22 protein-coding genes are annotated in these 23,876 nt (G+C 58.5%); 12 read left to right on the forward strand and 10 right to left on the reverse strand.

Annotated elements, in window-relative coordinates:
* Nucleotides 1-45: 45 nt before the first annotated feature.
* The 5 genes from AC5SEM_RS11230 to AC5SEM_RS11250 form a co-directional block, all read right to left on the reverse strand.
* Nucleotides 46-1,434, reverse strand: coding sequence for a DUF1329 domain-containing protein (locus AC5SEM_RS11230; RefSeq protein WP_495473002.1), 1,389 nt, complete (start codon nt 1,432-1,434; stop codon nt 46-48).
* 12 nt (nt 1,435-1,446) lie between these two features.
* The gene (locus tag AC5SEM_RS11235; RefSeq protein WP_495473003.1) at nt 1,447-3,144 is read right to left on the reverse strand and encodes a DUF1302 domain-containing protein; all 1,698 of its coding nucleotides are present in this window, start codon (nt 3,142-3,144) and stop codon (nt 1,447-1,449) included.
* 57 nt (nt 3,145-3,201) lie between these two features.
* On the reverse strand, nt 3,202-4,338 hold the full coding sequence (locus tag AC5SEM_RS11240; RefSeq protein WP_495473004.1) for an FAD-dependent oxidoreductase: 1,137 nt from the start codon (nt 4,336-4,338) through the stop codon (nt 3,202-3,204).
* A gap of 134 nt (nt 4,339-4,472) precedes the next feature.
* On the reverse strand, nt 4,473-4,835 hold the full coding sequence (locus AC5SEM_RS11245) for a Rieske (2Fe-2S) protein (RefSeq protein ID WP_495473005.1): 363 nt from the start codon (nt 4,833-4,835) through the stop codon (nt 4,473-4,475).
* A 14-nt stretch (nt 4,836-4,849) separates the two neighbouring features.
* Nucleotides 4,850-5,791: a VOC family protein gene (locus tag AC5SEM_RS11250; RefSeq protein WP_495473006.1), complete on the reverse strand. Its 942-nt coding sequence runs from the start codon at nt 5,789-5,791 to the stop codon at nt 4,850-4,852.
* A gap of 257 nt (nt 5,792-6,048) precedes the next feature.
* On the opposite strand from AC5SEM_RS11250, the gene AC5SEM_RS11255 reads away from it, so the two are divergent.
* The 4 genes from AC5SEM_RS11255 to AC5SEM_RS11270 all read left to right on the forward strand — a co-directional run bounded on the left by AC5SEM_RS11255 (nt 6,049) and on the right by AC5SEM_RS11270 (nt 10,222).
* Nucleotides 6,049-7,011, forward strand: a complete 963-nt coding sequence (locus AC5SEM_RS11255) for a LysR family transcriptional regulator (RefSeq protein ID WP_150729173.1) — start codon at nt 6,049-6,051, stop codon at nt 7,009-7,011.
* Between the two features lie 59 nt (nt 7,012-7,070).
* On the forward strand, nt 7,071-8,228 hold the full coding sequence (locus AC5SEM_RS11260) for an alpha/beta hydrolase family protein (RefSeq protein WP_212622041.1): 1,158 nt from the start codon (nt 7,071-7,073) through the stop codon (nt 8,226-8,228).
* Between the two features lie 186 nt (nt 8,229-8,414).
* Complete coding sequence (locus AC5SEM_RS11265) at nt 8,415-9,764, forward strand: metal-dependent hydrolase family protein (RefSeq protein ID WP_495473007.1); 1,350 nt, start codon at nt 8,415-8,417, stop codon at nt 9,762-9,764.
* 11 nt (nt 9,765-9,775) lie between these two features.
* Complete coding sequence (locus AC5SEM_RS11270) at nt 9,776-10,222, forward strand: GlcG/HbpS family heme-binding protein (RefSeq protein ID WP_495473008.1); 447 nt, start codon at nt 9,776-9,778, stop codon at nt 10,220-10,222.
* Here the strand turns inward: AC5SEM_RS11270 and AC5SEM_RS11275 are convergent.
* On the reverse strand, nt 10,207-11,142 hold the full coding sequence (locus tag AC5SEM_RS11275; RefSeq protein ID WP_495473009.1) for a LysR family transcriptional regulator: 936 nt from the start codon (nt 11,140-11,142) through the stop codon (nt 10,207-10,209). The two genes, AC5SEM_RS11270 and AC5SEM_RS11275, sit on opposite strands and share 16 nt — an antisense overlap.
* 416 nt (nt 11,143-11,558) lie before the next feature.
* Here AC5SEM_RS11275 and AC5SEM_RS11280 point away from each other — a divergent pair, with 416 nt between their 5' ends.
* The gene (locus tag AC5SEM_RS11280; protein ID WP_042705006.1) at nt 11,559-11,873 is read left to right on the forward strand and encodes a DUF6966 domain-containing protein; all 315 of its coding nucleotides are present in this window, start codon (nt 11,559-11,561) and stop codon (nt 11,871-11,873) included.
* 650 nt (nt 11,874-12,523) lie between these two features.
* A complete protein-coding gene (locus tag AC5SEM_RS11285; protein ID WP_495473010.1) occupies nt 12,524-12,961 on the forward strand; it encodes a hypothetical protein in 438 nt (145 codons plus the stop codon).
* 165 nt (nt 12,962-13,126) lie between these two features.
* Here the strand turns inward: AC5SEM_RS11285 and AC5SEM_RS11290 are convergent, their stop codons facing one another.
* The 4 genes from AC5SEM_RS11290 to AC5SEM_RS11305 form a co-directional block, all read right to left on the reverse strand.
* Nucleotides 13,127-13,564 (reverse strand): GNAT family N-acetyltransferase, encoded by a 438-nt coding sequence (locus tag AC5SEM_RS11290; RefSeq protein ID WP_495473011.1) that lies wholly within the window; start codon nt 13,562-13,564, stop codon nt 13,127-13,129.
* A gap of 316 nt (nt 13,565-13,880) precedes the next feature.
* Nucleotides 13,881-14,285, reverse strand: coding sequence for an acyl-CoA thioesterase (locus AC5SEM_RS11295; RefSeq protein ID WP_331695828.1), 405 nt, complete (start codon nt 14,283-14,285; stop codon nt 13,881-13,883).
* Nucleotides 14,286-14,413: 128 nt separating this feature from the next.
* Nucleotides 14,414-15,163 carry a hydroxypyruvate isomerase family protein gene (locus tag AC5SEM_RS11300; RefSeq protein ID WP_095112206.1) on the reverse strand — a complete coding sequence of 250 codons (750 nt, stop codon included), beginning with the start codon at nt 15,161-15,163 and terminating at the stop codon, nt 14,414-14,416.
* 92 nt (nt 15,164-15,255) lie between these two features.
* Entirely contained in the window at nt 15,256-16,821 is a 1,566-nt protein-coding gene (locus AC5SEM_RS11305) for a carbohydrate porin (RefSeq protein ID WP_495473012.1), read from the reverse strand.
* 166 nt (nt 16,822-16,987) lie between these two features.
* On the opposite strand from AC5SEM_RS11305, the gene AC5SEM_RS11310 reads away from it, so the two are divergent.
* The 6 genes from AC5SEM_RS11310 to AC5SEM_RS11335 all read left to right on the forward strand — a co-directional run bounded on the left by AC5SEM_RS11310 (nt 16,988) and on the right by AC5SEM_RS11335 (nt 23,825).
* On the forward strand, nt 16,988-18,262 hold the full coding sequence (locus AC5SEM_RS11310; RefSeq protein WP_495473013.1) for an ABC transporter substrate-binding protein: 1,275 nt from the start codon (nt 16,988-16,990) through the stop codon (nt 18,260-18,262).
* 21 nt (nt 18,263-18,283) lie between these two features.
* Entirely contained in the window at nt 18,284-19,246 is a 963-nt protein-coding gene (locus tag AC5SEM_RS11315; protein ID WP_077572821.1) for a carbohydrate ABC transporter permease, read from the forward strand.
* Nucleotides 19,243-20,085 carry a carbohydrate ABC transporter permease gene (locus AC5SEM_RS11320; protein ID WP_016986707.1) on the forward strand — a complete coding sequence of 281 codons (843 nt, stop codon included), beginning with the start codon at nt 19,243-19,245 and terminating at the stop codon, nt 20,083-20,085. The genes AC5SEM_RS11315 and AC5SEM_RS11320 overlap by 4 nt, the downstream gene beginning before the upstream one ends.
* Before the next feature lie 27 nt (nt 20,086-20,112).
* Nucleotides 20,113-21,258 carry an ABC transporter ATP-binding protein gene (locus AC5SEM_RS11325; RefSeq protein WP_495473014.1) on the forward strand — a complete coding sequence of 382 codons (1,146 nt, stop codon included), beginning with the start codon at nt 20,113-20,115 and terminating at the stop codon, nt 21,256-21,258.
* On the forward strand, nt 21,255-22,757 hold the full coding sequence (locus AC5SEM_RS11330) for a glycoside hydrolase family 32 protein (RefSeq protein WP_495473015.1): 1,503 nt from the start codon (nt 21,255-21,257) through the stop codon (nt 22,755-22,757). The genes AC5SEM_RS11325 and AC5SEM_RS11330 overlap by 4 nt, the downstream gene beginning before the upstream one ends.
* 75 nt (nt 22,758-22,832) lie before the next feature.
* Nucleotides 22,833-23,825, forward strand: coding sequence for a LacI family DNA-binding transcriptional regulator (locus tag AC5SEM_RS11335; protein ID WP_495473016.1), 993 nt, complete (start codon nt 22,833-22,835; stop codon nt 23,823-23,825).
* The last annotated feature ends 51 nt before the right edge of the window (nt 23,826-23,876 follow it).

Consider the following 23,876-nt stretch of genomic DNA (forward strand, 5'->3'; position numbering starts at 1 on the left):
ACCTGTGAAACCGGATCGCCACAGCGTGTGGCGATCCGGCCCGATTCAACGAACCCCGGCACCCGCCATCGCCGCCGGCGAGAATTCCGACGCCTTGTAGCGATCGACCACGCCGTATTGCTCAGGCAGACCGGTGTAGACGTTCTGGATAAACCAGGCGCCGGAGGTCAGGTCGTAGAAACCCGAAGACAGCTGTGCTTGCGCTGGCAGATCCGGCAGCACTGCTGGCAGCGACCACAAGGTTTTGGCGAGTTGGCCGTTGGCGTCCCAGCGATCGCCGAGCATGGCTTGCCAAGTATCTTCGTCGAGGTAGTAGCGGCCCTTCGGCAACTGGTGACGCTTGCCCGGCGCGAGTTCGGCGTCTACCACCCATACGCGGTGCAGTTCCCAGCGCACGTAATCGGGATTCATGTGGTGGGCCAGAAACAGGTCTTCCGGTTTGCCTGCCGTGAGGACTTTGTTGGTGTTGTAAGGGATGTACATTTCCTGCTTGCCGACCAGCTTCCAGTCGAAGCGATCGATGCGTCCCTGGAAAACGCTCAACTCATCGAACGACATCACCCCGGCGGTGGCCGGCGTCGGTGTGTCGCAGCAGGCATTCGGCAACTTGCGCACGCGGCGCTGGCCGGTCAGATAGACGTGGGCCTGGGACTTGTCGCCGTTGATGTTGGTGCGGCCCATGATCTGCTCGCCAGCACGCAACGGCGGGCCGACGTTAAGCAGGCGGAACAGCCAGTAATCACCGGCGAAACTTTCCGGCGTGCCGTCCTGGTAGTAATACGGCATGTCCTGAATCGCCTGGCCGTCGGTGGTCATCACCTGTTTGCCGTCTGCGGTCATCAGGTAATGGCGAAAGTGCATGGCCAGTGACGTGCCGCGCCAGTTGAGGATGTGGTTCCACATGGCTTCGGCGCCGTTATGCGGGATCGGGAATGGAATACCGCCAAACGCACCTTCGGGCACCGGTCCAGCGCTGCTCTCGACCAGCTTGGCGCGGGTGGCATTTTTCAGGGTGTTGTCATACACCCATTGCGGTGCGGCGGCGGTGCGACGGGTCGGATAGACATCGATGCGATAGGTGTCGGGAAAACGCTTGAACATTTCCTTGGTGCCATCGCTGAGCTTGGCGGCGTATTGCGCCAGATTCTTTGAGGTGATGCTGAACAGCGGCTTGTCGGCCGCAAACGGATCGTTGCGTTTGCCGCCCGGTTTGTACGCCGGGTCGACCTTGGTGTAACCGCCCTGCCAGGCCGGAATGCTGCCGTCGGCATTGCCTGCGCGCTCGGCACCCATTGGCGTGAGACTGCTCGACAGTTTGGCCGCCTCTTCTGCGGTGGCCGCCGTTGCAGCCTGACTCAGGACGGTCAGCGTTCCGAGCAAGGCAAAGCACAGGGCCGTAAGGCGCGGGACACGATTGTGGTGGTGAGAAGTCATGCGCAAGTCCTCTTAAAACGTGGTCTTGACGGAGAAGGCGAGGTAATCCCGATCCTTCAACGATTGCTTGTAATTGAACTGGCTGAGGCCGTTGAGGTTGGTGTCCTCGGCGCCGTAGTAATGCGTGTAGGTCAAGCCGGCCGTGACACGATCGAGGTAAGTGGCGGTGATGCCGATGTTGATGTCGCCACCGTTGTCCGGGCCGAACGAGCTGACCACCGCTGATTTGCCCAGCGGGAAATAACTGACGCCGACTGGAATGCTGATATCGATGCCGGAGAAGAACTGGCGGTAGGTCGGCGTGTAGACGACTTTGAAACCGAGGCCATCATCGGTGGCGTTCGGGTCCAGCGCGGCACGATTTTTAGTGACGCTGAGCAGGCGGTTCCACGCCACTTCGCCAACCAGTCCGGACTCGCGGGCGATGAAGTTCGGGCCAAACGAAGCCAATACGTTCAGGTTGACGTGAGCGGTGCGCCCGACCGCGTAGAGCGCGTCATCATCGTTGTCGGCAATGACGCCGGGCAGCACGGTCTGACCGTTCGAAACCAGCGGCATGTTCCAGCGCATCGACGCTTCACCGGCGAAGCTGTACTCGTCCACGGTGGTGGAAAAACTCGCGCCCAGCGCGCGAATGTCTTCGGGGTAAACCCAGTAGTACTCGCCGATCTGGCCGGTGCTGAAGTTCGGCGCCGCCGTCGACGGTTTCAGATACAGCTTCGGCGTCTTGTCGTGGTACTGAATGGCGTAGAGGCCGTATTCGACGGTCTCGGCGCTGTATTTCAGTTGCAGACCGCCCTGCCCCGAACTGCGCGCTTCCTTGTCATTGCCGTGGAAAAACGCGGCAGGACTGGCCGGGTTGCCGCCAAGAAATGCTGGAAACGGCGCACCGACGATCAAGCGCTCATTGCCTTCGCCAATGGTGTCGCTGGTGGAGAAATAACTGCCAGCGGCGGGCAGTCGGGTTTCTTCCCATTCGAGTTGGTAGTAGGCACCGAGCGATACGTCGTCAGTCAGTTGGAAGGTGCCAGACAGTTGATTGACCGGACGGGTGATTTCCTTGAACTGCGTGTTAGGCACCGACTGCGCCTTGACCACGTCAACCGGGGCCATGCCACCGGCAATACCGTTGGCGCCGAAGAACAGGCTTTCGCCCCAGATCAGCCCATGACGGCCGGCGCGCACCGAGGTTGCACGGTCGGCCAGTTCACCGTTCCAGTAGACGAACGCGTCGAGGATTTCGCCGTCGCCACCGTGCAAATGACGGGTGTCGTCGGTGAACTCGTCGTAGCCCACCGAACGTGCGTTGGCGCGGGACGGATCGTTATTGTCGTTGTTGCCCTGGTACTCGCTGTCGTACCACGCTGCACCGCTCAAACGTGCGCCGAAATCCTGAAACGACAGATCCAGCTCCGAGAGGATGTCGGTGCGATTGGAGATCAGGCCTTTTTTGAACGCGCGATCACCATCGTCCTGATTGAGCGCTACCTGACCCTCGGTCAATTTGCTGCTCGGATTCTGCGTGCGCCAGGCAGCGCTGTACTTGATCGTGTTGTCCCAGCGCAGCTTGAAGTCCGGGTTGCCGGTATCGATGTCGAAAGCCTGAGCGGCCTGGCTGCACAGCACCAGCAGCGCAGCAACGCTCAAACCAAAGGGTGCAGACGAGCAGACCGGGCGACGCGTGAGCGCCGCAGTCGTAGAACTAACCATCGCGTTAACCTCTTGTTTTTATAGTGGTAACTGCTGTGGATGAGTCGCAGGTGGGGCTTAGATTGGCTCGGCAGTGCGCGCGAGCATTTGCTTGACCAGGCCAATGCGATCGAAGGCGCGGTCGTGTTGCATTTCCTTGTCGCCGGCCAGCACCGAGCTTTCGCTGATGTATTTGCAACGTTCGAAGCGCCGCGCCATGAAGCGCTGCAGCTGCTGCTCGACGCTGCTGGAGGCGGGCTGCTCGCGAGTCAGTTCTTCGCTGAGCACAATCGCATCTTCGATGGCCATGCCGGCGCCTTGACCGAGGTGCGGCGTGGTCGCATGGGCCGCATCGCCAATCAGCAGGACGCGTCCGCGATGCCACGGCTCATCGACGAACACCACTTCCATCGGCTTGTAGACGACCTGGCTGTTGTCGGTGATTTGCTCGCGCAGTTCGCCGATCAAACCAGTAAAACCTTGCAGGCGCTGGCGCATCTGCGCGGCCAGATCGGCAGGATCCATCCACGGATTGGACGGTTCGTGGGAGGTCAGAAACAGGTACATCAAGTTGCCGGCCAGCGGCACCAGCCCGGCGTTGCCGTCAGCGCTTTGATAGTTGGCCAGATGGTCGATTTGTGGCGCGCGGGGAAAGTTGTAGCGCCACACCGACTGGCCAGTGAAACGCGGGGTGTAGGCATCGCCGAAGACCAGGCTGCGCACTTTCGAAAACAGTCCGTCGGCGCCGACCACCAGGTCGTAGCGGCCGCGACTGCCGTCGGTAAACAACACGTCGACCTCTGTGCCGTTGTCGTCCAGCGCTTCCACACTCAGGCCCAAACGCACGTTGGCACCGAGTTGCAAGGCGGTTTCGCTGAGGACCTTGTGCAGCGCCAAGCGGGAAATGCCGACGTTGGCAGGGTATTGCGGGCCGGCCAGTCGCTGACCCGGAATGCGCGCCAGTTGTTGCCCGCCCGGGCCGTAGATGGCGACGTCTTCGAAGGCATAAGCGGCGTCCAGATAACCGTCGAGAACGCCGAGCTTGGCCATCTCACGGACGACGTTGCTCTGTTGAATAATCCCGACGCCATAGACTGTCCATTCGGACTTGAGCTCGATCAGGTCGACCTCGATACCTTTACGCCGCAAGGCGATGGCCGCACACAAGCCGCCGATACCACCGCCCACGATCAGAACGTTGTTCACTGCACTCATGGTGTTCTCTCTTTTTATTCTTGTGATCGATGCTGCGTCGGGCACGGCATCGTTGGATGAAGCTTCCCGGCAAAGCAGGGATTTGACTAATCGCGAGTAAGGATGCGATGTATCGCCGTACGCGATACCTCGATTTATCCCTGCAGCGGCAACCCTTCAGGCATTTGCACCAGCAGCCAGCCATCCTTCTCGCAGAACGGCAGCGCCTCCAGTCTCTGGCCCAGGCACGGGCCGTAGATGCACTCGCCCGTCGCCGGCAGAAATTGCGCACCATGGGCGTAACAGACGATCAACTGGCCATCGGCGGACAAGAAGCGGTCCTTGCGATACTCCAGGCGCACGTCCAGATGCGGACAACGGTTGCGATAGACCCGCACCTGATCGTCATGACGCAGAGCAAACACGCTGTCGCGTCCCTGCGCCAACGGGTCGAATCCGCGCGCCCGGCCCTCCTCCAGTTCGTCCAGCCGACACAATGGCTGCGCAATAGCGCTCATGATCAGCGTCGCCCTCAACCGAGTTTTGGCGGCGGGCCACCGGGGGCCCATTTTTCTTTGGCACTGAACAGGAACAACTGCGAGTTATCCGCCGACAGCGGCGCGCGACGGGCCTCCCAGGCGTCATCGTGCTTGTCCATGTCAGCGTCATATTCGATGTGGCAGCCCAACGGACTGTTGAAGTACCAGAACCAGTTGGAGCCAAACAGGTGACGGCCCGGGCCCCAGAAACTGGTCCAGCCTTTTTGCTCGAAACGCGTCCCGGCCAGCAGCACTTCGGTGCCACTGCCCATGTGGAAGGTGAAATGTTCGCAGCCTTTCATGTGCGGCGGGGTCTGGATCATGAACAGGCAATGGTGATCATCAGAGCCTGCCGGTCGCATGAACGGCCCGGCGCCAATGAAGGTGTCGGTGGTGCGAAAACCCAAGCGCTCGGCGTAAAAAGCTTCTGCTTTCGCCGCATCGGGCACGAAATACACCACGTGGGACAAAGTGCGCGGAACAGCGCCCATATCGAGGGTAATGCCTGGCTGGTTAAGCGGCCGCTGTGGCGCATGGCCGGCGGCGTTGGTCAGGTCATCCGGTGCGCTGTACGGCTTGCGCACGCTGACCTGAAAAGCGATGGCGAAACCCATGTCGTCAACGCTGTGCAGCACGCCGTGTTGATCACGACGGACGATACGATCACGGGCCAGCTCATCTTCGATGGCATCCAGATCGCTGATCGCGCCGACCCCGTAGACCGTCTCGCGAATCGACGGCGCCGGGCCGATTGCCGCCGGCAAGTCAGGATCGTCGGCTCGGCGGATAATCACGGCGGTGCCGTCCAGCGCTTCGAAACGCCCGCCGTTGCTGTCAACGCCGACCGGCGCAAGGCCGTAGTCGCGCAGGCAATCGGTGCAGGCTTGAATGTCATCGACGCCAAAAATCAGGGCATCAAGGCCAATGATGTTCATGGCTTACCACTCCATTGAAATTATGATCCGGTGACTGTCGCCATGGACGCCTTGCAGCGCGCCGGGCCTGACTGGAAACCGGTGGTGGTGTCGGCGGCAGGGCCGACTGCGGCGAAGATTGGCGCAAGGGTTGGCAGCTGACTAATCGCGAGTCGGGATGCGACCTATCGGCAAACGCGATACCTGTGACGAAGGTTGACGCGCCGATGGATTCGTTCGAATGTATTGCGAAAATAAATACAAAAACGGACCTGCCCATGCGTTTCAACCATCTGGACCTGAACCTGCTGGTCGCGCTTGATGTATTGCTCGAAGAGCAGAACATCACCCGCGCTGCCGAACGCCTGCACATGACCCAATCCGCCACCAGCGGCGTGCTTGCGCGTTTGCGCACCTACTTCGAGGATGAGTTGCTGGTCCAGGTGGGACGCAAGATGCAGCCCACGCCTTACGCCACGGAACTGGCCAGACCGGTGCGTGAAGTCCTGCTGACGATTCAGTCCTCGATTACCGCCAAACCGGTGTTCGACCCGGCCACCAGCAAGCGCCATTTTCGCTTGGTGACTTCGGACTATCTGATCAGCGTGCTGTTCGCCCAGGTGATCCAGAACATTCACCAGCAAGCACCCAACATCACCTTCGAAATGCTTGGCCCCAGCGACAACTCCGGCGAGTTGCTGGTGCGTGGCGAAGTCGACCTGATGATTGTTCCCGAGCGCTACATCATTGAAGGCCACCCTTCGCGCCTGCTGTTCGAGGAAGAACACGTGTGCGTGGTGTGGCAAGGCAATACGCAAGTCGGCGACACCCTGACCCTTGAGCAGTACATGGAGATGGGCCATGTTTCGGTGGGCTTCGGCCGTACCCGGCACATGAGCATCGAAGAATGGTTCATGAATCAATACGGCTTCAATCGGCGCATTGAAGTGATCACCAGCGACTTCAATACCCTGCCGCAACTGATTGTCGGCACGCAGCGCATCGCCACGATGCACCAGCGCCTGGCGAACCTCTACGCGCACTATCTGCCGCTGCGCATCCTGCCGCCACCGGTGAAAATCCCGGTCATGCGCGAGTACATGCTGTGGCACCGCAGCGTTGACGGCGACCCGATGCACCGCTGGCTGCGCGAACGCATCAGCGAATCCATCCAGCATCTGCAACACGTGCCCATCGTATCTCGCGATACCTCGTATCCGCCGTCACGATTGGCCAATTAGTCGGGTGATCCTTAACGTGCCTTGGGAATGCCAAGGCAACCATAAGGACAACAATAATCATGTTTCGCTATTTCCCGACCAACTACGTTTGGAATCTCTCTGTCGACCTGGCCATTGAAATGGGCGCGCGTATGGGAGAAATCGAAGAGATGTGCGCCCCGCTGCAAGAGGCGGCCAAGCAGCCGGACGCGGCCGGCACCCGCGCCTTTCGCGAAACCTGGGCGAAAATGGCCGACAAGCTTTGCGGTCTGGCCGAGGAAGACGAAGGCAATGGCCGGATGCTCTCGGCTGGCGAAAAATACAACCGCGCCGCCACCTATTATCTGACCTGCGAGCGCCTGCAAGCCCACGGTGCGCCGGGCCGCACTGAGCTCTATCAACGTTTCCTGCAGACCTTCAAGCGCGGCGTCGAACTGTCGCGTGAAAACTGTGAACGGGTGGAAATCCCGTACGAGGGCAAACATCTTTCCGGCTTGCTCGTACGCGCCGAAGGCGTCGAGGGTCCGGCGCCGATACTGGTGCAGGTCAACGGTCTGGACTCGACCAAGGAAATGAAATACCGCGTGGGCCTGCCAGCCTGGCTGGCGAAACGCGGCATCTCTTCGCTGATCATCGACCAGCCCGGCACCGGCGAAGCGCTGCGCCTGCATGGCCTGACTGCACGATTCGACAGTGAACACTGGGCCAGTCGTGTGGTGGATTGGCTGGAAACCCGAAGCGACGTTGACGCTGCACGCATTGGACTCGAAGGTGTCTCGTTGGGCGGTTATTACTGCCCGCGTGCAGTTGCATTCGAACCGCGCTTCGCTTGCGGTGTTGTATGGGGCGCCAACCACGACTGGCGTGATGTGCAAAAGCGTCGACTGGAAAAGGAAGGCAGCTTCCCGGTACCGCATTACTGGGCGCATGTGTGCTGGGTGTGGGGCGCCAAGGACGTCGAAGAGTTCATGAGCATCGCCGAAAACGTCCACCTCGACGGCGTGCTCGACCGCATCAAGGTGCCGTTCCTGGTGACCCATGGTGAACAGGATTCGCAGATTCCGTTGAAATGGGCGCATCGCACCTACGAACAACTGGTCAACAGTCCAAAATGTGAACTGAAAATCTTCACCGAACGTGAAGGTGGTGTGCAGCATTCGAGCTTCGACAACAGCATCAATGCCGGGCAATACATTGCCGACTGGGTTGCCGAAACCCTGGGCGGTCGCACCGCCTGATCACTGAAAAGCACGCATAAAAAACGCCGGACAATCTTTCGATTCTCCGGCGTTTTGCATTAACGGATTCAAGCGCTGGCGCACCTATTGACGCCGTCAATACTCAGCCATCGATACAATCTGCTGGTCGTCCCCTCGCCTGCTCTCTAGCCTCTCTTTGCATAACAATCACATAGCGAAGACGCCATGACTGCCCTGCACCTGAAATGCCAGACCCTGTTTGACGGCACCGGACTGCAAACCCGCCAACAACAGACATTGATCGTCGAAAACGGTCTGCTCAGTTACGTCGGGCCCACCGCGTTGGCACCCGCTCCCCAGCCAGGCGATACACAGGTGGATGCGGGGGATGATTTCGTGATGCCGGGGCTGGTGGATGTGCACACGCATCTGGCCTTCGGTAACGCGCAGAGCGAAGAAGATATTGATCTGTGGACCAGCGACGAATTTCGCGCGTTGCGCGGGATGTTCTTTGCGCAACACGTGCTGGCCGCCGGCGTCACCAGCATGGTCTGCCCCGGCGACAGCGGCCAGCTCAGCATCGCCGTGCGCAATGCGGTGACCGCTGGTTTGTTCGAAGGCCCGAGGATCGCGGCCAGCAGCCGCGTCATCACCAATCGCCAGAGTCTGAACGATTGGTTCCCGAGTCGGGTGGGCGCCCCGGAATACTTCACCGCGCAGTTGGTCACCAGCCGTAGCGATGCGCTCGCGGAGATCCGCAAGCAGGCCAAGGACGGCGTTGACCTGATCAAGATCGCCATGGACGGCACGCACCGCCGCCCCAACGGCGAAATCATTGCGGCCTTCACTGCCGACGAAACCTTCGAAATGGTTGAGGAAGCGCATCGTCTGGGCTGCAAGGTCGCCACGCATGCTTACGGTCGCGAAGCCGTGATGTACGCGGCGCGCGCAGGCGTTGATCTGGTTTTCCATGCCTTTTACATGGACGACGCATGCATCGAAGCGTTGCTCGAGGCCGGCAGCATCCTTGCCCCTACCATGACGTTCCCGCAGAACACCGTGGATTTCTGCCAGCCCCATGATCCGGCGATCAGCACCGGTTATGCCGGTTATTGTGCTCGCACATTGGAGGTCGGTTCGGCGGTACTCAAACGCGCCAAAGCGGCCGGCGTACCGTTTGCCTGCGGCAGTGATAGCGGGTTCGCGGTAACGCCTTACGGCGAGTGGCACGCCCGTGAGCTGGAGCTGCTGGTGACCCGGCTCGGATTCACCCCGGCCGAAGCGTTATACGCGGCGACCGCTGTCGGCGCGCGCTGCATGCCGCGCGGTGAAACCCTCGGCTCGCTGCAGGTGGGCAAGCAGGCAGACTTTCTCTTGATCGATGGCTCGCCGCTGGATGACATCCGCATCCTCCAGGATCGTTCGCGCCTGAAGGCCGTTTACAAGGCCGGCCAACCGGTACGCATGGATCGCAGCCCCTACAACCCCAAGCAAGTGTCCGATTTCAACTCGCTGAAATGGACGGATCTTTACACCCGCGACCGCGTGGCCCAACTGGGCAAGTGGGCTGTATGAGGACTGAGGCCATGCAACGACTTGATTTACAGACTGCGACGAACATGGCCAGCGATGCCATCCGCATCGCTCGGGAAACCGGGATCAAACCGCTGGGCGTCGCCGTACTGGATGCCGCCGGCCATCCCTTGGCGGTTCTGCGCGACGAACACGCCACTTTCCTGCGCCCGCAAATCGCCATCGGCAAGGCGCGTGGCTGCTTGGGCATGGGTTTTGGCGGACGTGAGCTGGCGCGGCGCGCGCAGGCCATGCCGGCGTTTTTCGACGCGATCAACAGTTTGACCGGCGGCGAGGTGATTCCCGTGGCGGGAGGTGTATTGATCCGTAATGCCGAGGGCGTGGTGCTCGGGGCCATCGGCATCAGTGGCGATACCTCGGACAACGACGAGCGCTGCGCATTGCTGGCCATCGCCAAGGCCGGATTGGTCGCCGACAGCGGCGATCAGACAGAGGGTTGATCGAGCAACGCGGCCTGTTCCAGCAGCAGGCCGCGAAACCATTGCATGGCCGGGTCATGTTCTTGATAGGGATGCCATTGCAAAACTTGAACGGCCTCGGGAAAAGCCACCGGCGCCGGATGGACGCGTAATGGATAACACTGGGCGAAGCGTTGCGCCTGTCGTCGAAACACCGTGGCAATGCGTGCGGTACCGACAATGAATTGCGGCATCAGCACAAAGCTTTCAACGGTCACGGCCACTTGTCGCTCAATGCCGAGTTCATGCAGGTGCATGGCATCCATCGCCAGGTTGTGCCCGTCGGCAAACTCACGCACCACGTGCGCTGCCGCGCGATAGTCAGCCATGCTCAGTTGCTCGGCAAACTGTGGCTGTTGCGCGCAGACGATGCAACAGAGCTGGTCAGTCATGAGCGGCACATGGGGATAGGCCGGGTTCAGCCGTCGCTGCGGCACGATCACGCAATCACTGCGCCGATAATCCAGCGCTTCGCTGACGACATCACCGTCGCGCGGGACAGGCATGTCGCGCAGGCTCAAGCGAATATTCGGAGCGATACGCGCCAATGCATGGCTGACCGCAGGGAGCAGCACATCGGCGACGTAATCGGAGGCTACCAGAGTGATGTGTCGGTCGCAGTTCGCCGGGTCAAAGTTCAGCGGTGCGTTGACGATCTCCCGGGTCAACGCCAACGCTGCACGCACTTTTGGCAGCAACTCCAGACCCAGCGCAGTGGGTTCCAGGCGGCGGCCCACTTGTACCAGTAACGGGTCGTTGAAATGTTCACGCAGGCGGCCCAATGCCGAACTGGTCGCTGACTGTCCCAGGCACAGGCGCTCGGCCGCCCGGCTGACACTGCATTCGCTCAACAAGGCGTCGAGCGCAACCAACAGATTAAGGTCGAGGCGTCGATATCGCATGTGGGTTCCGCTGAAGGTGATGATGACGTCTTTGCCACTGTTTACGGGCAGGATCAAAAACGAATCATGACCTTAGCGAGCTGTGTATCAATGCGCCAATCGCGTGTTTGGTTGTGAGGTATCGTTTACGGAGATACCAAGCGCCACTGCGCGTAGTTAGTTACTCATGGGAAGCCACTTATAGAAGGGTCTACACCATCAAGTATCTAGCAGGTAAGCAAAAGCCCTGCGTTCACTTTTGATCGAGAGCAACTTATAGGTTGCTCGAAAATTGGTGCTCGTGGACGGCAATCGGCCAAAAGCGGCCCTTGGACAACCTGATTGCGAAACAGTAGCTTATGTAGCGAGACTGACGAAAAATACTCGGCGGTGGGGTTCCTTCCCATACCGTGATTCACCTTGGACGATGTCAAGAAATGGGACCTAAAACCGAAGAGCTGATCTGCGTTCTTGATCAGCTTGCAGCAATGCTTGAGAGCGATGGAGATACTCACTGGAGCCTGTGGATGCGTAAGGCAAGAGCACGCTTAATGGATTCTGATTACTCCGGAATTGAGTACCTACAGTCAGCCTATGGTGGAATGGGCTCATTCAATGATCTCATTCTTGGTCAAAGTGATGAGAATGGCGTCCTTTGCTGGAAGCCGGGTCATGTTGAGCTAAACGAAAGATTCGATGAATTGCGCAATGAAGCCGCGAAGCTCGTCGAGCTCATAAAGCGAACTACATAAAGGGGCGCAGTTATCAAACTACGGTATTCAAAAGGGTTAGGCCTGCCACCGACGCATCTCACTTTGATCAGCTCCGTCGACTCCGTTTCCGGCAGCCTGGTGTTTGCCTACACAGAAGTCGGGGATTACAGAGTGCATTACACATCACGTGCCGAGTTGTTGAGCATGCTCAACAGCCTTTTGCATCAGCGCGTGCCCATTGCTGTCGGAGGCATGCTCCCGGGACCTGCCGACGAAGTCGACATGTTAATAGCGAACGAAGTACTTGAAGGCCCCTACATAGAACTGTCATGGTCCGGCCCCCAGCAATGGACTCTGCGCGAAATCGACTCCTCCACTGATGAATGGCAACCCGTACCTGACACTCGAAGTATGGCCAATATGTCATTCGATCCGAAGTCCCTGAAATGCTCTGGCTGAACTGGCTAAGAAATTAATACAAGTTCAGGCGGTTCTTCGTATCTAGCACCAATCACCTACGGTCGCGACCAGCGGCAATCGGCCAGAAGCGGACGTAATTGCGTTTGTGTAGTATCTGCCTCTCTTCCATCCTATATGAGATGCCGATGTCTAGCCGACACTCCCCATCCCCTACAAGAGCTGTCCTAGACCTGCAAAACGCACGTTCGCTTTTGGGAAAACGGCTGAGCGTGCTGCTGCACGACCAGTACTATTTCAACGACGAGAAAGATCTGGGAGACACAGGCTCTCTAGAGTGGCGTTTTGGCGAAGGAGAAGTTCTATCCATGTATCTCTTGAGTGATGGCGAGAGAGTTGGTGCGGACTTGTTTCCTTCTGATACGCCGACTCCCTTCGAGATAGAGCCAAACGTGACCTGCTCCTGGAAGAGGGAAAACCTGCTTGCGGATCTGTCAGCAACCCACCTTGAGAACACAAAAATTTGCGCAGTTGAGGGAATTCTTGACTCTTTCAACGGACAAGAGCCTTGGCTGGCCGGATTCAGAGTTACGTTCGAGACCGGTGACTCGTTGGTCTACCTTAACCAGGGCGACGATGCCGTCGTATTGATTAATGCGCTACCGCCAGTAAGTGTAGGCCTCGAAACCCGCTTCGTTACCTCAATTTAATGACAGCTATGGGTCGACTGCGGACCTTCCCAAAGGCAGCAATCGGCCATAAGCAGCCATTCGTAAATATCCGTTTTCGACCCAATGCAGACGCTGACCAGAATTTGGCTAAGGGGCGGGCTTTAGCCCGTCCCAGCGAGCGAAGCGAACGGTTTGAACCAGTTGCTATGCATGTTTTACTAGCCGTTTCTTTAAATGGTACAAGTTAGTCCCGATTGGGCGGTCCTCAAGAACACCATAAATCTCATACCCATGCCGCTCATAGAACTGTTTCGCATCAACGGTTTTTAAGAATGCAACTACTGCCCCATTGTCGGCACCAATAGCTTCTGCTTTCTCCAAAAGCATAGAACCTACTTTTTTACCGCGATGAGATTCCTTAACCCAAAAAGTGTCAATTTCTAAGCCATCCCAGTAATAATTACAGCTTATTGCACCGATGTAGTCGCCTACTTCATCGTGTGCAACCACCATAAATATTTTATCTTCCGACTCTGGTGGTAGATTTGGATATTGAATTCGAAGATATTCTGAAAACCTGTTATTCAGAGCTCCTTTATCCTTTTCTGTTGGAGAACCCAATATATCAATCCTGATTTCCACTTTATTGCTCCTTAAATTCAACTTTTAGGTGCCGAACCGCTTTTGACATACATTCCATGTTCATGCGTAACCCCTTGAGCAATCAAAAAATCGAGTCTGTAAACGCGACATCCAGAAGGGGGGGGGGGGGGGGGGAGCGAAATATTACTTTGCACATTACTGACGTATTAGCTGCGTGTCGATGGTCCGCTTTTGGCCGATTGCTGCCGGTCACCAAGGCCGCAATCGCCCATAGCTCCCGGTGAGAAACGGTAGATTTTGGCCACAACCGGATACTCGACAGCCCCCCAAACGTTTGTTGAGTCCGTCTGATCATCTATGAAAGAAGCGCTCGCAACGGAGCTGGAATGGGTACAACTTCCTTACTTTCCGGTGAGACACAAACGTGTGTGACATTCGCGGTAAATGCCAGCACGCCTTCGCCTATAAACCCCTCAACCAAAAAAGTAAAAGAGTGCTCGCCCAACCTGGCCACGCCAACTTTAATAATCATTTCGTCATCCCACGTCACCGGAGCCAGCAACTCGATCGACATCGCACGCACCGGCGGCAATATATTAAAACTCATCACCGCTCTAAGCCCCGGACCCCCTACCCATCTGTCGAGTGCTACACCAATGGCCTCTACAGCAAAATATGAGAATCGCGGGGTGTAAACCACCCCTGCCGGATCACAATCTCCGAACAAAATAGTTCTGCTTACAAAAACCGCATCAGGCATTAACTCCCCCCTACTCGCCAGCGTCAGGCCGATATCGACGAGTTCTTCTCGCTCGGCCATCAAGGGCTTCTGCCTTTGATGGCGGCGATTGTCCCCACATCGGCGACTCAAAGATCTTCGCTTGGAACCTAAGCACTCAGCTGCTTGAACCAGTCAAGACTCTCAACGGTAGTTCCAGAAGGACGGTACTCACACCCAATCCATCCCGCGTACCCGCGCTGCTCCAGCGCCGCGAACAACGCAGCAAAGTCGATACTCCCCGTTCCCGGCTCGTGACGACCCGGGCAATCGGCGATTTGCACATGGACGGTTCTGTCATAAAACCGCGCCAGCACATCGGCTGCGTCTCCGGTCAAAAGCTGGGCATGGTAAAGATCAAGAATCAGCCCGACACTCGGGAAGGTCTCCAGTACCTGTTGCGCCTTGCTGAAGTCAGACATGTAATAGCCCGGCATCGCCTCCGCGCTGATCACTTCGATCAGCGGCCGCAGCCCCTGGTCTTCCAAGTACTTGACCGCATATTCCAGGTTGCCCGCGTAGGTTCGCTCAGCGTCATTCTGCGTGGTAACGCCCGACATGATGTGGACATCCGCACACGCCAAGGTCTTTGCGTAGCGGGCGGCCTGGAGCAACCCGTCACGAAACTCCTCGCCCCTGCCCTGTAACGCGGCGATGCCTTTGGTCACGCCAGCCGGGGCGGCGAACTGAATCAACGGCAAACTGTATTGGGCTAGATGGTCGGCAAGCAGACTGGCGTCGAATTCATACGGCGACGGGAATTCAACTGCCCGGAAACCGGCGGCTGCGGCGGCTTCGATGCGTTGCAGAAAAGGCAATTCATTGAATTGAAAACCGAGATGAGCATTGAACTTGAGCATTGGTAATTATCCATCCTGGGAAGAAACGACATCATCAGCCTGGAGCATCCTTCGCCGCTCCAGCACTGCACTATCGCAAGTACGTTCAACGATTAAAACCAGGTTTCCATCTGTATGCCGTATTGCCACACCCCTCCTGCCTGGAAATCGGACATGCCAAAGGCGTCTGTCGTACTGAACCGGTCCAGATCCGAAGACCAGTTCATGTAGCTGGCGAACACTCGCAATTCCGGACGCGTGAGGAGATCGCCAACATCCAGTTTGAATGTAGGGGCGACAGTGAACTTCCAGAAGTTACCGTCGACCGCATTGCGTTGTAGATAGCCCTTGGGGTCGAGGTTCATGGTTTGCCAGCTCATTTCGTAGGCCATTTCGAAGTTGCTGTTGATTTTGTTGGCCAAGCGCACGTTCAGGGTCAGCCAGCGGTAGTCGTCGCCTTTAACGTATCGATCCTTGCTCTGTTCAGCCAGCAAGCTGGGCCCGATGCGCCAGTCAGAGGTCAGCGGGGTCTCACCGTAAAGCGCCAGACGCAGCGCGCGGGCGTCGTCGATCAACTCACCGTCCGAGCCAACGTTCTTGACCTCAGCCCCCAGACCCTGGCCATAGAGCAGCGCCGTTTTGAAGAAGCCTTCCCTTCCGAAAAAGGTCTTCTGGTGATTGGCCAGCATGCTGTGCACGCCGGAATCCGCAGGCGTCAAACCGGCTTTATTGGTGCGGGTGCCGAAATCGTTTTTCTTGGCGCCGATGGCGTTGTACATCCACTGCCACTGGCCATCCGCAAAGAACTGGTTGGAGGTCAGGATGTAACTTTCCACATCGGCGTTAATACCGCCCTGACTGAAATCCCCGTAGCTACGCCCAATCAAGGAGTAATTCGAACGCCAATGCTTGTTCATCTGCACATCGTAAATTCCACCGCCGGTGCCGGCCAGGTAAACGACGTCCGAGTCCAGCCAGTGGATATCGAAATTATCTCTATCGAAGCGCTTGCCCGCCCACAGCGTAGCGTTCTCGAAGACTGAATTGCCTTTGAACGCAGCGACATGGTCGAGCGTTGTGAATACCTGGCGTACGTTGAGTTTGCTTTCGTCGGCCGTCCAGTCATTGGAGCTTTCCACACCGTCGGCGATGGAGACCGTGAATTTTGATCGGGTGCCGTTTTGCGCATAGATCTCTTTCGACAGGTCGATGCGCATGTAGGTGTCGTCCTCGTTGCCGAGTCGCCCGACTGCCCCGCCCACCGAACCGGCCGGCGTTGTGTAAGGGCCGCCACGGCCACCACCCAGCCCCTCGTCGACCAGTAACCCGGAGCGCGCATAGCCGTTGAAGCTGAATCCATCGGTGAGGTGTCCGGCACCGCCCTCCTTCTCCAGGCTTTGCTGACGGGCTTCGAGTTTTGCCAGTCGGGTATCCAGAGCCGGCGCCGAAATGGCTGTTGCGGTAGCCGCGACGGACTGCGAGGGAGGCGTCGCGAATTTGATCTGCTGCAATTCCCGGGCGAGTGCCTGGGTCTGCTGTTCGGCCGTGGCTGCACGCTTTTCCGCTGCACTGGCACGCGCTTCAAGTGCGGCCATGCGCTCTTCCAGCGTCGCGCCCTGAGAAGCCGCCGCCGATGTGCCGAGCACGCCGACCAGTAGCCAGCTTGATCCTTTCTGCATGTTGATTCCCTGTTTTGTTTTTATTTTTGGTTGCCGCGATTGCCTTTTTTTGCATGAGTCGCGAGTTGTCACAAACGACAAAAAAAGGATGCCTCCTCGCAAATACGCTGCTACATTTGGCGATGTTAACGTTAACTTTTCTAAAAACAAAAATAAAGGACGCTCGATGAAACACCTGAAATCGCTCCTGCCAATCGCATTCATCAGCCTGTCTGCCGCACTGCCATCCGTGTCGAACGCAACCGATCTGACGATCTCGTGCGGTGCGGTGGGTGCGGAACTGCAGCTGTGCAAGGAGGCTGTCGAGGAATGGTCGAAACAGACCGGCAACAACGTCGAGGTGGTCTCCACGCCTAACTCGGCGACCGAGAGGTTGTCGTTCTACCAGCAGATCCTCAGTGCGCAGTCCACCGACATCGACATCATTCAAATCGATATGGTGTGGCCGGGGATGCTGGCCAAACACCTGATGGATCTGCGTGAGGTGCTGCCCGCCAACGCGACCCAAGGCTACTTCCAGGCCCAGGTCGATAACGCCACGGTCAACGGACGGCTGGTGACAATGCCGTGGTTCACCGACTCGGGGCTGCTGTATTACCGCAAAGACCTGCTTGAGAAATACACCAAGCAGGTTCCTCAAACGTGGGAGGAAATGACCGCTACCGCCAGGGCTGTGCAACAGGCCGAGCGCGACGCCGGCAACGCCAATCTCTGGGGTTATATCTTTCAGGGACGTGCCTACGAGGGGCTGACGTGTAATGCGCTGGAGTGGATCAGCAGCCAGCCGCAAGGCGGACTGATCAATCAACGCGGCGACATCGTGGTCAACAGTCAGGCCTCAAGAGCGGCGTTGACCCTGGCGAAAAGCTGGGTCGGCGACATCTCCCCGCGTGGCGTGCTCAATTACACCGAGGAAGAAGGACGTGGCGTATTCCAGTCGGGCAATGCGCTGTTCATGCGTAACTGGCCTTATGTCTGGGCCCTGGTGCAAAGCCAGGACAGCGCCGTAAAAGACCAGGTCGGCGTCGCTCCCCTACCCCGCGGCGGCGAGACCGGCGAGCATGCTTCCACCCTCGGTGGCTGGGGCTTGGCGGTATCGCGTTACAGCGCTCATCCCAAACTTGCCGCCGAGCTGGTGAGCTACCTGAGCAGTGCCCAAGAGCAAAAACGTCGAGCGCTGAAAGGCGGCTATAACCCGGTGATCGAGTCGCTGTATCAAGATCCCGAATTGCTCGCGGCCATGCCTTATTACGCTCAGTTGCACAGCATTCTCAACGCTGGGGTCATGCGCCCCGCCGCCATCGCCGCCGATCGCTATCCACGAGTCTCCAATGCCTTCTTCGATCGGGTGCATGGCGTGCTGGCGGGCGAGTTGCCCGTCGATCAGGCACTGGCCGAACTGGAAAGCGAACTCACGCGCATCAAACGCCGGAACTGGTAAGCCACAAGGAAGGAAATCACCATGTCTGTCTCTACGACCCATGCCCCCTTTGACGAGCTGCTGCTCACGAGGGAAACGCCTGTACAACGTCGCCGAGTGCGCGCTGCCTGGCTGTTTCTGACGCCGATGCTGGTCTGCCTGGCTCTGGTGGCTGCGTGGCCGCTGCTGCGCACATTCTGGTTCAGTCTGACCGACGCCAGCCTGGCGGACACCGGTGGCGCAACCTTCATAGGCTTGAGCAATTATCTGTTGTTCAGCGATGCCGGCTGGTCGGGCATCCTCGTCGATCCACAGTGGTGGAACGCGGTGCGCAACACGTTGTATTTCACGGTGGTCTCGGTGGGACTGGAGGTCGTGCTGGGGTTGTTGGTGGCGTTGCTGCTGAACATCAAGTTCACCGGCCGTTCGCTGGTGCGGGCGTTGATTCTGATTCCGTGGGCGATTCCGACGATTGTCTCGGCGAAGATCTGGTCATGGATGCTGAACGACCAGTTCGGCATCATCAATCACCTGATGCTCAGCCTCGGCCTGATTGACGCCCCCCTGGCCTGGACGGCAGATGCCGACCTGTCGATGTGGGCGGTGATCATCGTTGACGTCTGGAAGACCGTGCCCTTCGTCACGCTGCTGATGCTGGCGGCCTTGCAGATGTTGCCGAGCGATTGCTACGAAGCGGCCAGGGTCGATGGCATTCATCCGCTGAACGTATTCTGGCGTGTCACGCTGCCACTGTTGATGCCTGCGCTGCTGGTAGCGGCGATCTTCCGCATCCTCGATTCCCTGCGGGTATTCGACGTCATCTATGTGCTGACCTCGAACTCGTCGAGCACCATGAGCATGTCAGTGTATGCCCGACAGCACCTGGTGGAGTTTCAGGACGTCGGTTACGGCAGCGCGGCGTCGACGCTGTTGTTTCTGGTGGTCGCGGTGATCGCCATGCTTTATCTCTACCTCGGACGCCGTCAACTGGAGGTCCGCGCATGAGCCCGCGCCTGCTGAAAAAAGCGCTGTTGCGCCTCGGATTCTGGTGCCTGATCGGGGTGTTGCTGCTGTATGCGGTCTTCCCGTTCTACTACGCCATCGTGACCTCGCTGAAGCCCTCCAGCGCCTTGTTCGAGGTGAGCTACTGGATCGAACATCCCGACTTTTCCAATTACGCGGCGGTCCTTCACCAGGCCTCATTCCTGCGAGCGATCGGTAATTCGCTGGTGGTTGCGCTGTGCGTGGTGACATTGGCGCTGTTCCTCAGCCTGACCGCTGCCTATGCCTTGGGCCGAGTGAAATTCCGTGGGCGTGGCACGGTGTTGATGATGGTCCTTGGCGTGTCGATGTTTCCTCAGGTCGCGGTGCTGTCAGGACTGTTCGAAGTGATCCGCGCCTTGGGTCTGTACAACACCTCGTGGGCGTTGATCCTCAGCTACACGATTTTCACCCTGCCCTTCACCGTCTGGGTGCTGACCACGTTCATGGGACAACTGCCCCATGAGCTGGAGGAAGCGGCAATCATGGATGGTGCTTCGCCCTGGGTAACGCTGACTCGCGTGCTGTTGCCGCTGCTCTGGCCCGCATTGGTCACCACGGGCTTGCTGGCCTTCATCGCCGCGTGGAACGAGTTTCTGTTTGCCCTGACCTTCACCCTCACCGACAGCCAACGCACGGTGCCGGTGGCCATCGCCTTGATCTCCGGTGGTAGCCCCCATGAGTTGCCTTGGGGCTTGTTGATGGCTGCCTCGGTGCTGGTCACCGTCCCACTGGTGATTCTGGTGCTGATCTTCCAGCGCCGAATCGTTTCCGGTCTCACTGCCGGCGCGTTAAAGGGTTGATGCCCAACAAAGACAAGGAACAGCATCGTGATCAAATTGAAACTGGACAACGTCAACAAACAATTGGGCGGCGCGCGGATTCTTCGCGACATCAACCTGGAGATCGCTGCAGGTGAATTCGTGGTCTTCGTCGGCCCTTCGGGCTGCGGAAAGTCGACACTGCTGCGACTGATCGCCGGACTGGATTCGATCTGCGCCGGTGATCTGTTGATCGACGGGCGCCGGGTCAACGATCTGGAACCGCGTGAGCGTGGCGTCGGCATGGTATTTCAATCCTATGCGCTGTACCCGCACATGAGCGTCTACGACAACATCAGTTTCGGTCTCAAACTGGCCAAGACTGAAAAGAGCAGCCTGCGCGAGCGGGTGCTGAAAACCGCGCAAATCCTGCAATTGGACAAACTGCTGCAACGCAAACCAAAAGAACTGTCTGGAGGGCAGCGTCAGCGTGTGGCCATGGGCAGGGCCATGGCGCGGGAACCGGACATTCTGTTGTTCGATGAGCCGCTGTCCAACCTGGATGCCTCCTTGCGGGTGCAGATGCGCAACGAAGTCGCCCGACTGCATGACCGATTGGGCTCGACCATGATCTACGTCACTCACGATCAGGTGGAGGCGATGACCCTGGCCGACAAAATTGTCGTGCTCAATGGCGGCCATATAGAGCAGGTCGGCTCACCGCGCGAACTCTATGAGCGCCCGGCCAGCCGCTTTGTCGCCGGTTTTCTCGGTTCGCCGAAAATGAATTTCCTGGCGGCCCGCCTACAGGCGCCGGGCGAAACCAGCCTGGTCGATGCTGCCGTTTTGGGGATGACCACCCTGCCCTTCGACAGCTCGAACCTGGCGGCAGACAACGCGCTGAGCCTGGGCGTTCGCCCGGAACACCTGTCGCTCAAAGCGGCGCCGGGAACGGCTGGCGTTGTCGTGACCGGTGTCGAATACCTCGGCAGTGAAACCTATGTGCACCTCGATACCGGGCAAGACGAGCCGCTGATCTGTCGTTGTGAAGTCAACGCCGGTTGGCAGGCAGGCGATCGGGTCGAACTGCAACTGGACATCGACAAGATCCACCTGTTCGACACTGACGGCACGGCATTGAAGCGCCAGCCGCACGCCATTGAATCCGTAGCGGATGACCTCTCTCCACGCTCAATCCGAGCACACGCCCTATGACCTTGTCTTTGAATACCGCGAGCGATCCCATGTCTTCGTCCCTTGACCTTGCGCAGCGCGCCCTGGCTGACAGCCAGTCTCGCCTCATCGAGGATTATCGACCCGGTTATCATATTGCCCCGCCGGCAGGCTGGATGAACGATCCGAACGGGGTCGTGTACTTTCGTGGCGAATATCACGTGTTCTATCAGCATCACCCCTTCGACGCGAAATGGGGCCCGATGTATTGGGGCCACGCCAAGAGTGCCGATCTGGTGCATTGGCAGCACCTGCCCATTGCGCTGGCACCCGGCGATGACTGCGACCGCGACGGCTGTTTTTCCGGGAGCGCCGTGGTCTGTGGCGATACCCTGGTGCTGATCTACACCGGGCACACGTGGCTGGGCGAGGTGGGTGACGAACGCTTGATCAAACAGGTCCAGTGCCTGGCAACCAGCAACGACGGCATCCGCTTCGTCAAACACGGCGCGGTGATCGACAGCGCGCCGCAAGACACCATCATGCACTTCCGTGACCCCAAGGTCTGGCAGGAAGATGGTTATTGGTACCTGATTGCCGGCGCACGTCTGGGCGACAGACCGCTACTGCCGCTGTACCGCTCCACGGATCTGCACGTCTGGGAATTCCTCGACTATGTGTCCGCCGGCAGCGAGGGTGATGGTTATATGTGGGAATGCCCGGACCTGTTTCGACTGAATGGACGCGATGTGCTGCTGTACTCTCCGCAAGGCATGCAAGCCGACGGTTACGACCGGCTCAACAAGTACCAGACCGGTTATCGAGTGGGCCAACTCGACAACCAGTGGCACTTCACGGGCGGGCCTTTTATCGAGCTGGATAACGGCCACGATTTCTATGCGGCGCAAACGCTGTTGGCCGCCGATGGTCGGCGCCTCGTCTGGGCGTGGCTGGACATGTGGGAAAGCCCGATGCCGAGCCAGGCCCATCACTGGTGCGGCATGCTCGGATTGCCACGCGAACTTGAGCTGTGCGCCGATCGTCTTTGCGTGTATCCGGCACGGGAGCTCAGCGCGCTGCGAATGACGCAATTGCCGGGGACGCCGTGGTGGGAAGCGTCGGGAGCCCGCTGGGTGCCGGAGTTAAACGGCGACATGCTCGAACTCCATGTGCATCTGGATCTGCTCGGCTGCACTGACGGCCACGTGGGAGTCGCTTTGCGTTGCAGCGACGATGGACGTGAAGAAACCCTGCTCTATTACGATGCGTCACTGCAGCGCCTGGTGCTTGACCGCAGCCGCTCGGGTGCGCAAGTCACCGGCCAGCGCAGCGTCTCGATAGACCCGACGCTAGAGCGTCTTGAGCTGCGCGTGTTCCTCGATCGCTCATCCATTGAGGTGTTCGACGAAAACGGCCGCTTCAGTCTCAGCAGTCGCCTCTATCCGCGCTCCGACAGTCTCGGCGTGAAGCTGGTGGCAAGCGGAAGTGGCGGGCGCGTCTCGATCCCCAAGGCATGGCCTCTGGGTTCTGGATGGTCATGAGCGGCCTCATTCGGGTCGCGAGAGGCCCGGGCCCTGTGTCATGATTCTGCGTCAACCTGACCGGCCGCACTTCGCATGACTTCAGTGAAAGACGTTGCACAACTGGCCGGCGTGTCCCTGATGACGGTGTCTCGAGCGCTCAATACTCCGGAAAAACTGAGCCCCGAAACCCTTCTACGGGTGCGTCGTGCCATTGATGAACTGCAATTCGTACCCAGCCTGTCAGCGCGCAAGATGCGCGGTGACAACCTCCAGTCGCGCACCATCGGTGTGTTCGCGCTGGACACCGCGACCACGCCCTTCGCGGTCGAGCTGCTGCTGTCCATTGAACAGACCGCGCAGCAGGCCGGCTGGAATGTCTTTATCCTCAACCTGCTAAGCAATCCGCCCACCGACCAGAACATCGACCTGATGCTGTCGCACCGTCCGGACGGTTTGATCTTCAGTGCCATGGGATTTCGCCAGGTCAGCATTCCCGAGCGCTTGAAGAGCAAGCCTCTGGTGCTTGCCAATTGCCTGGCAGATGACAGCAGCCTCGTCAGCTATGTACCCGACGACGAAATGGGCCAGTACCGCGCCGTACACCACGCATTGAGCCTCGGCTACAAGCGTCCTCTGTGTATCAATCTGCCGAAACAGAGTCTGGCATGGGGGCTGCGACAAAAAGGCCTGCAGCGTGCTTGTCAGGCATTCGGACTGGCGCCTGACACGCTCCTGCAATACGACCTTTCCGATCATGATGCCTACAGTGAAACAGCCGCTATCCTCGATCGGCATGTCATTGATGGTCGTCCCCAATTCGATATTCTGATCTGTGGTAACGACCGCATTGCCTTTTGTGCCTATCAGTTGTTGTTGGGGCGCGGCCTGAAAATTCCCGACGATGTCGCCGTGCTCGGCTACGACAACATGATCGGCATTGCCGAGTTGTTCATCCCGCCGCTGACCACCGTGCAACTGCCGTACTACGAAATTGGGTGCCAGGCTGCACGTCATCTGATCGAGACCCTGGAGCTATCGGGAACTCAGCGAGTTGACTGTCCATTGGTGGTCAGGACATCACTCTGAGAGTCGGTCAGCTCGCTGATAGCACTCCCGATTGCTTTGGATTTGCCGAGT

Source organism: Pseudomonas sp. CH61 (genome assembly GCF_059429415.1).